The sequence below is a fragment of the Pseudomonas sp. GP01-A4 genome (genome assembly GCF_058780865.1).
This window is the reverse complement of record NZ_JBYSWF010000130.1, coordinates 1-8,253: the sequence shown is the minus strand read 5'-3', so window position 1 is coordinate 8,253 and position 8,253 is coordinate 1. Positions and strand designations below refer to the sequence as shown.

The window sequence follows — 8,253 nt, the reverse complement described above, 5'->3', positions numbered from 1 at the left end:
CAGTCAAGATATCCGGTGACTGACACACCGCCTTCGCGAGCAAGCCCGCTCCCACAGTTTGATTGCATTTCAAGTTGGGGTTTTGGGGGCTTGCAGGTGCTCGGTTGGAAAAGCCTTGGCATAAACCTGGCAAACCTTCAGCACCTGCTCATCCGCAAACCGCGCCCCCACCACATGCAGCCCCACCGGCAACCCATTGGCCGCCAACCCGCACGGCACCGACGCCGCCGGTTGCTGGGTCAGGTTGAAGGGATAGGTAAACGGCGTCCACTCCATCCATTCCCCTAGTCCCGAACCCGGCGGCACATTGTGCCCGGCCTCGAACGCGGTGATCGGCATCATCGGCGAAACCAGCACATCGTAATGCTCATGGAATGCCGCCATGCGCGCCACGAGCGCTGCCCGTGCTTCCAGCGCAGCGCTGTAATCGCTGAGGCTGATCTGCTCGCCCAGTCGGGCAATGCGCAGCAACCCCGGGTCCATCAATTGCCGCTGCGCATCGCTCAGCGGCCCGGCCAGGCGTGCTGCACCGGCAAACCATAAAGTATTGAACACCTCCAGCGGATCACTGAACCCCGGATCAATCTGTTCAACCTGCGCGCCCAGCTGCACCAGGCCTTCTACCGCCTGGGCGACCACCCTGGCCACTTGCGGGTCCACATCGACATAACCGAAGTTCGGGCTATAGGCGATACGCAGCCCCTTCAAATCAGCCCCGGCGTGCAACCATGGCGTGGTCCGGGGCGCGCCGATCAAACCATCCCGCGCATCCGGTTGGGCGATGGTTTGCAGCATCAGCACCGAGTCTTCCACGGTGCGGGTCATCGGCCCCAGGTGCGACAGAATCGTCATCGAACTGGCCGGCCATTGCGGCACATAACCGAAGGTCGGCTTGATGCCGAAGGTGCCGGTGAAGGCACAGGGGATCCGGATCGAGCCGCCGGCATCGCTGCCCTGGTGCAGCACGCCGAGGTTCAAGGCCGCCGCCGCACCGGCACCACCGGACGAACCGCCCGCCGTCATGCGCGTGTCCCACGGGTTGCGGGTAATGCCATACAGCGGGTTATCGGTGACGCCTTTCCAGCCGAATTCCGGTGTGGTGGTCTTGCCCAGCAATACCGCGCCGGCCTTGCGCATGAAGGCCGAGAAGGGCGCATCCACATCCCATCGACCCTCGGCGGATGTGGTACGCGAACCCTTGCGCGTCGGCATGCCGATGGTCTGCGTCAGATCCTTGATGGACGCGGGCACCCCGTCCAGGGCCCCGCACGGCTGGCCCTTGAGCCAGCGCTGTTCCGAATTCCGCGCCGCCTTCAAGGCGCCTTCCGGGTCGACGTGGCAGTAGGCGTTGACCGCCGGGTTGTAGCGTTCGATCCGCAGCAATGCGTCTTCGGTGACCTCCACCGGCGACAGGCTTTTATCCCGATAGCGGGCCAGCAGCTCAACTGCGGTCAGGTTGGCGATATCCGTCATGCCGCTTTACCTCCTTGCGCCGCGTTGACCATGGCCCGCAGCAACACCGCGCAGCCCGCCGCCAGGTCATCCGGCGCGGCGTTCTCGATTTCGTTATGGCTGATGCCGCCTTCGCACGGCACAAAGATCATTCCGGCCGGGCCCAGTTCGGCGACGAAGATCGCGTCATGCCCGGCGCCGCTGACGATGTCCATATGGCTCAGGCCCAGGCTGCTCGCGCCATCACGCACGGCGTTGACACAGGCAGGGTTGAAATCCAGCGGCGGGAAGTCGGCAGTGGGTGTCAGCTCAAAGCTCAAGCCGTGTTGCTCGGCGGTGGCTTCGATCACCTGGCGCACTGCGTCGACCATCGCTTGCAGCTTGTCGGCGTGCAGGTGGCGCAGGTCGATGGTCATGTGCACCTGGCCGGGAATCACGTTGCGCGAGCCGGGATGCAGGCTCAGGCAACCGACGGTGCCGCAGGCGTGGGGTTGTTGTTCGTGGGCGATGCGATTAACCGCGCTGACCACTTGCGCCGCGCCTACCAGTGCGTCCTTGCGCAGGTGCATTGGCGTCGGGCCCGCGTGGGCTTCGACGCCAGTGAGGGTCAGGTCGAACCACTTCTGGCCCAGGCAGCCCATGACCACGCCGATGGTGGTGGCCTGGTCTTCCAGCACCGGACCCTGCTCGATATGCGCCTCGAAATAAGCGCCCACCGGATGGCCCAGCACGGCGCGGGAGCCGGCGTAGCCGATGCGCTGCAATTCAGCGCCTACCGACAGCCCTTGCTCGTCCTGCTTGTCGAGGGTTTCCTGCAGGTCGAACTTACCGGCGAACACCCCGGAACCCATCATGCACGGCGGGAATCGCGAGCCTTCTTCGTTGGTCCACACCACCACTTCAATCGGTGCTTCGGTCTCGATGTTCAAATCATTGAGGGTGCGGATCACTTCCAGGCCGGCCATCACGCCGTAGCAACCGTCGAACTTGCCGCCGGTAGGCTGGGTATCGATATGGCTGCCGGTCATCACCGGCGCCAGTGCCGGATTACGCCCGGCACGGCGGGCAAAGATATTGCCGATGGCGTCGACGCTGACGCTGCATCCGGCGGCTTCGCACCATTGCACGAACAGGTCGCGGGCCTGGCGGTCGAGGTCGGTGAGGGCCAGGCGGCACACGCCGCCCTTGGGTGTGGCGCCGAGGCGGGCGAGGTCCATCAGCGATTGCCACAGGCGCTCGCGGTTGATCAGCGGGGCGTTGCTCTGGAGCGGTTGCGCAAAACTATTCATCAGCAGTCTCCGGTCAGGCACTCAGGGCCAGGTAACGGTTCTTGATCGTCGGGTCGGCGCGGAAGGCTTCGGCACTGCCTTCGTACACCACGCGGCCCTGTTCGAGGACGTAATGGCGGTCGGCGAGCTTGTCGCAGACCATCAGGTTCTGTTCCACCAGCAGCACCGGCAGGCCGTCTTCCTTGACCTTGCGCAGGATCTTCACCAGCTCGTCGACGATCACCGGCGCGAGGCCTTCGGTGGGCTCATCGAGGATCAGCAGCTTCGGATCGTTGAGCAGCGCGCGGGCGATGGCGAGCATCTGTTGCTCACCGCCGGACAGCGCGTGGCCGGCGTTTTTACGGCGCTCCCTGAGGCGCGGGAACATGCCGTACACGTCTTCCATCTGCCAGCGGCTGGTCTTGCGCACGGCAATGCGCAGGTTTTCCTCCACCGTGAGCAGGCGGAAAATCCCGCGGTTCTCCGGCACCAGCGCCAGGCCCTGGCGGGCGATTTCGAAGATTTTCTGTCCCACCAGCGGCTGGCCGTTGAAGTGAATCTGGCCCTGGCGCGGGCAGATAATCCCGAGGATGCTACGCAGGGTGGTGGTCTTGCCGGCACCGTTGCGCCCCAGCAGGGTCACCAGTTCGCCAGGGTTGACGGTCAGGGACACGCCTTCAAGGACGTGGCTCTTGTCGTAGTAGGAATGGATATTGTCGACGGTCAGCATCAGGCGGCTTCTCCCAAATAGGCGGTGCGCACGCGCTCGTCGGCGCGCACGAATTCCGGTGTGCCTTCCACCAGGATCTGGCCGTGACTCATCACGGTGATGCGTTGGCTGATGGACATGACGATGCTCATGTTGTGCTCGATCAGCAGCACGGTATGGTCGCGGCCGAGGTCGCTGATCAGTTGGGTCATGATCGGGATGTCGTCGATGCCCATGCCCGAGGTGGGTTCGTCGAGCATCAGCAGTTTGGGTCTGGAGCAGATCGACATGCCGACTTCCAACACCCGCTGCTGGCCGTGGGACAACTCGCCGGCCAGGGTGTCGGCGCGGGCGGTGAGTTGCAGGCGTTCCAGCACCTGGTCGGCCATTTCCAGGTGTTCGCGCTTGCTGTCGACCCGGCGCCAGAAGTTCAGGGCGCGGGCGCCGTCGCGGCCCTGGGCGGCCAGGCGCAGGTTCTCGCGCACGCTGAGGTTCTGGAACAGGCTGGTGAGCTGGAACGAGCGGGCCATGCCCAGGCCGACGCGGCCGTGGGCCGGTTTGCGCATCAGGTTCTTGCCGTCGAAATGAATTGCTCCGGCGGTGGCCTGGCGCTCGCCGGTCAGGCAGTGGAACAGGCTGGTCTTGCCGGCGCCATTGGGGCCGATGATGGTGTGGATGGTGCCGGCTTCGACCTTGAGGTTGACACCGTTCACCGCGTGGAACGCACCGTAGGCCAGTTCCAGGTTCTTGGTTTCCAGCAGGATGCTCATGACAGCTTCTCCTTGGTCACAACGTCGGCCTTGCGGCTGCCGCGCACACGGTCGAACAGGGTCGACAGACCACCCCACAAACCGCCGCGCATGAAGATCACCACCAGGATCAGGATCACCCCCAGCAGCATCAGCCAGCGCGGCCACAGATCGGAAAGGAAGTCCCCCAGCAGCACGATGGAACCGGCGCCCAGCAACGAGCCGAACAGCGAGCCGGTGCCGCCGACGATGGTCATGATCAGGATGTTTTCGGACATCGCCAGGTCGATGTTCGACAGCGGCACAAAGTGCAGCAGCATCGCGTACAGCGCCCCGGCAATCCCGGTGACGGCGCCGGACAACACGAACACCAGGATCTTGAAGTGGCGGGTGTCATAGCCGATGGCCGAAGCGCGGGTTTCGTTTTCGCGAATCGCCATCAGCGTGCTGCCGAATGGAGAGGCGATCACCCGGCGGGCGCCGATGAAGATCAACAGGAACAGCACCGCGACAAACCCGTAGAACGCACGGGCATCGGTGAGGGACAACAGCACCGTGTCACCGATGCGGATTTCCGGGCGCGGCACGCTGAGCAGGCCGTTGTCGCCGCCGGTCCAGTCGCTCAGGGTGTAGGCGACGAAGTAGGCCATCTGGCTGAAGGCCAGGGTCAGCATCACGAAGTAAATGCCGGTGCGGCGGATCGCCAGGGCGCCCACCAGGAAAGCCAGGAAACCACCGGCGACGGCGGCACCCAGCAGTGCGCTGAACAGCCCCAGTTGCAGGTGAATCATCAACAGCGCCGCGCAGTAGGCGCCGGCCCCGAAGAAGATGCCTTGGCCGAACGACAGCAGCCCGGTGTAACCCAGCAGCAGGTTGCAGGCGAGGGCGGCCATGGCAAAGATCAGGATCTCGGTGGCCAGGGTCGCCGAGGGCAGAATCAACGGCAGGCCGATCAATACCACGAGCACCAACAGCAGCATGTAGCGCGACTGGGTCTTGGCGAACGGCAGGGGATTTTTCTCGCTCATGTCAGGCTCTCCCGAACAGGCCGTAAGGACGCACCAGGATCACCACGGCCATCGCACCGTAGATCATCAGGCTCGCGCCCTGGGGCCAGAGTGTGGTCATCAGGCTTTGCACCACGCCGACCAGCAGGCCGCCCACCAGTGCACCGCTGAAGGAACCCATGCCGCCAATCACCACCACCACGAACGCCACGCCGAGGATTTCCGGGCCGACAAAGGGCTGGGCGCCGCGCAACGGGGCGAACAGCACACCGGCCACACCGGCGAGGGCCACGCCGAGGGCGAAGGTCATGGAGAACAGGCGGAAAATGTTGGTGCCCAGCAGGGACACGGTTTCCGTGCTTTCACTGCCGGCCCGCACCAGGGCGCCGAAGCGCGTGCGTTCCAGCAGCAGCCACAGGCCAAGGCCAACGAGGCCGGAGAACACGATCAGGAACAGGCGGTAGTAGGGGTAGACAAAATCGCCCACCACCAGCACCCCGCGCAGCAATTCCGGTACGGCGACACTCTTGCCCACCGGGCCCCAGATCATCACGCTGGCTTCCTGGATGATCAGGGCAATCCCCAGGGTCACCAGAATCTGGAACATGTGCGGCAAGTGATAAATCCGCTGGATCAATAATCGCTCGATCACCCAGGCCAGCGCGGCCACCACCAGCGGCGCGATCAGCAGTGCCAGCCAGAAGCTGCCGGTGAGGCTGACGGCGGTGTAGCAGATGTAGGCGCCCAGCAAAAAGAACGCACCGTGGGCGAAGTTGACGAAGTTCAGCAGGCCGAAAATGATCGTCAAGCCGACCGCGATCAGGAAGTAGATCATCCCAAGGCCCAGGCCGTTGAGAATCTGGAACAGGTAAAGATTAAGCATGCAGGAACCCTCGGCAGGTGGCCGCATGAGCGGCCCTGCGCTGTGTCACCAGTAGATTTTCAGCGGATCAGCCGAGCACGCAGCCCGTGGCTTCCACCGGCGGGAACGACTGGCCGGAGCTGAGCACCTTGGCCAGATCGTCCTTGTCGGCCATGTCGCCTGCGGCCTTGCCCACCAGCAGGTAGTAGTCCTTGATCACCTGATGGTCGCCGGCGCGGATCGACTCCTTGCCGGTGGGGCCTTCGTAGCTCAGGCCCTGCATGGCTTTGGCCACGGTCGGCCCGTCGAAACTGCCGGTGGAGATGATGGTTTCGAGCATGACCTTGGTGCTGATGTAGTCGGCGGCCAGCGGGTAAGTGGGGTTGATGCCGTATTTGGCCTTGGTGAGTTTCACCAGGTCACGGTTGAGCGGGGTGTCGACCTGATGCCAGTACTGAGCGCCGAGGTACACACCTTCCAGTACGTCACTGCCCAGCTCCTGGAACTGGTCGAGGCCGGCGGACCACACCAGCAACACTTTCATGCGCTCCTTGATACCGAAGTTCACCGCCTGGCGCAGGGTGTTGGACGACTGGCTGCCGAAGTTCAGCAGCACCAACACGTCGGGTTTGGCGGCGATGGCATTGGTCAGGTAGCCGGAGAACTCCTGCTCCTGCAGCGAGTGGTAGCTGTTGCCGGCGTGTTCCAGGCCATGCTCGGCCAGCACCGATTTGGCGCCTTCGAGCAGGGCTTCGCCGAACACGTATTGCGGGGTGATGGTGTACCAGCGCTTGGCGTCGGGCAGCAGCTTGATCAGCGGCACGAGGGTCTCGCGGATCGCGCCGTAGGTCGGCACCGACCAGCGGAACGTGGCGCTGTTGCAGTCCTTGCCGGTGACTTCATCGGCGCCCACCGGGGTCATGAACACGCCACCGGCCTTGCTCACTTCCTTGGCCACCGCGAGTGCCGAAGACGACAGGGTACAGCCCTGGAAAAAGCGTGCGCCGTCCTGCTGGATCGCTTCCTGGACTTTACGCACGGCCTTGCCGGCGTTGCCTTCGGTGTCGATCACTTTGTAGACCAGCGGGCGGCCGAGTAACTCGGGATGCTGTTCCACCGCGAGGCGTGAACCCATGTCGGCAAATTTGCCATAACTGGCAAAGGCGCCAGACATGGACTTGAGGCCGTAAAAGGTAAAAGGCTCGGCGGCGAATGCAGAACGCACGCTCAGCGGGAGGCTGAGGGCGGCGGCTGCGGTGAGACTGGCTTTCAACAACGTACGACGCTGCATGGGGTGACTCCCTGGATTAGTTATTGGCAGGAGTGGCAATGGCGATACGGTGGAGCACGGCCTGTGGGCAGGCCTTTTATTGGTGGAGGGTGCGGCTTAGTGGTTGTGGTCGAACTCCAGCAGAAAGTGCGGGCTGACTTCACCTTCAAGGGCGGTCATGTGGTGTTCGGCGTCGCACATGTGTTCGTGCATCAGGCTGCGTACGGTGGCTTCGTCTTCGGCCCGGAAGGCGATCAGCAGTTGTTTGTGGTAGTCGAGGTTGGCGGCGTCGAATTGCTTGCGCTTGGGTTTGTAGGCTTTTTTCAGCACGACCAGGTCACGCAGCAGGTCGTTGAGGAATTGCGCCATGAAGCTCAGCAGCGGGTTGGGGCAGGCCTTGGCCAGCAGGTTGTGGAATTCCAGTTCGGCGATGCGTTGTTCGCGTTGGCCGGCTTCGCTGTCTTCGGGGGCGCTGCAGAAATCGACGTTGTCCTGGAGGGCGCGGTAGTCGTCTTCGCTCAGGCGGCCCAGGACCGAGACGGCGAGTTCGACTTCGATGACTTTGCGCAGCTGGTAGACCTGTTGGCCGTCCAGGTGCTGGAAGTGCAGGTAGTTGCGCAGGGCGCGGCTGGCGGGTTCGGTGCCGGCCTGGTTGAGATAGGCGCCGCCGCTGGGGCCGGTGCGGGTGTTGACCAGGCCTTCGACTTCCAGCGCCTTGAGGGCTTCGCGGGCGGAGCCTTTGGAGCACTGGAAGCTTTCCATCAGTTCGCGTTCGGTGGGCAAGCGGTCGCCGGGCTTCAGGGCGTCGGTGACGATGGAGCGTTTGACCGACTCGACGATCACGTCGGAGAGCTTCTGGCGTTTGCGGCGCAGCGGGCGGCTTAGCATGGTGTTTGATTGATCCTATTAATGCGGATTAATAGTACTTAATAGGGG

General features: G+C 63.6%; 8 protein-coding genes. All 8 read right to left on the bottom strand.

From position 1 onward, the window contains the following. Positions 1-69: 69 nt before the first annotated feature. Positions 70-1,473: an amidase gene (locus tag AC3WKX_RS33780; RefSeq protein ID WP_102606489.1), complete on the bottom strand. Its 1,404-nt coding sequence runs from the start codon at positions 1,471-1,473 to the stop codon at positions 70-72. Continuing rightward, positions 1,470-2,741 (bottom strand): Zn-dependent hydrolase, encoded by a 1,272-nt coding sequence (locus tag AC3WKX_RS33775; protein WP_102606490.1) that lies wholly within the window; start codon positions 2,739-2,741, stop codon positions 1,470-1,472. The genes AC3WKX_RS33780 and AC3WKX_RS33775 overlap by 4 nt, the downstream gene beginning before the upstream one ends. Before the next feature lie 13 nt (positions 2,742-2,754). Continuing rightward, entirely contained in the window at positions 2,755-3,450 is a 696-nt protein-coding gene (locus AC3WKX_RS33770; RefSeq protein WP_003215757.1) for an ABC transporter ATP-binding protein, read from the bottom strand. Continuing rightward, a complete protein-coding gene (locus AC3WKX_RS33765) occupies positions 3,450-4,199 on the bottom strand; it encodes an ABC transporter ATP-binding protein (RefSeq protein WP_003215756.1) in 750 nt (249 codons plus the stop codon). Before AC3WKX_RS33765 ends, AC3WKX_RS33770 begins: the two co-directional genes overlap by 1 nt. Beyond that, complete coding sequence (locus AC3WKX_RS33760; protein WP_087694650.1) at positions 4,196-5,206, bottom strand: branched-chain amino acid ABC transporter permease; 1,011 nt, start codon at positions 5,204-5,206, stop codon at positions 4,196-4,198. Before AC3WKX_RS33760 ends, AC3WKX_RS33765 begins: the two co-directional genes overlap by 4 nt. 1 nt (position 5,207) lies before the next feature. Beyond that, entirely contained in the window at positions 5,208-6,068 is an 861-nt protein-coding gene (locus AC3WKX_RS33755) for a branched-chain amino acid ABC transporter permease (protein WP_003215751.1), read from the bottom strand. A 67-nt stretch (positions 6,069-6,135) separates the two neighbouring features. Then, positions 6,136-7,338: an ABC transporter substrate-binding protein gene (locus AC3WKX_RS33750; protein ID WP_003215749.1), complete on the bottom strand. Its 1,203-nt coding sequence runs from the start codon at positions 7,336-7,338 to the stop codon at positions 6,136-6,138. Between the two features lie 96 nt (positions 7,339-7,434). After that, a complete protein-coding gene (locus tag AC3WKX_RS33745) occupies positions 7,435-8,205 on the bottom strand; it encodes a FadR/GntR family transcriptional regulator (protein WP_008430577.1) in 771 nt (256 codons plus the stop codon). Positions 8,206-8,253 lie beyond the last annotated feature (48 nt).

Coding starts and splice junctions, on each gene's coding strand:
- AC3WKX_RS33780 (WP_102606489.1), bottom strand. CDS start 1,473: ATGACGGATATCGCCAACCTGACCGCAGTTGAGCTGCTGGCCCGCTAT.
- AC3WKX_RS33775 (WP_102606490.1), bottom strand. CDS start 2,741: ATGAATAGTTTTGCGCAACCGCTCCAGAGCAACGCCCCGCTGATCAAC.
- AC3WKX_RS33770 (WP_003215757.1), bottom strand. CDS start 3,450: ATGCTGACCGTCGACAATATCCATTCCTACTACGACAAGAGCCACGTC.
- AC3WKX_RS33765 (WP_003215756.1), bottom strand. CDS start 4,199: ATGAGCATCCTGCTGGAAACCAAGAACCTGGAACTGGCCTACGGTGCG.
- AC3WKX_RS33760 (WP_087694650.1), bottom strand. CDS start 5,206: ATGAGCGAGAAAAATCCCCTGCCGTTCGCCAAGACCCAGTCGCGCTAC.
- AC3WKX_RS33755 (WP_003215751.1), bottom strand. CDS start 6,068: ATGCTTAATCTTTACCTGTTCCAGATTCTCAACGGCCTGGGCCTTGGG.
- AC3WKX_RS33750 (WP_003215749.1), bottom strand. CDS start 7,338: ATGCAGCGTCGTACGTTGTTGAAAGCCAGTCTCACCGCAGCCGCCGCC.
- AC3WKX_RS33745 (WP_008430577.1), bottom strand. CDS start 8,205: ATGCTAAGCCGCCCGCTGCGCCGCAAACGCCAGAAGCTCTCCGACGTG.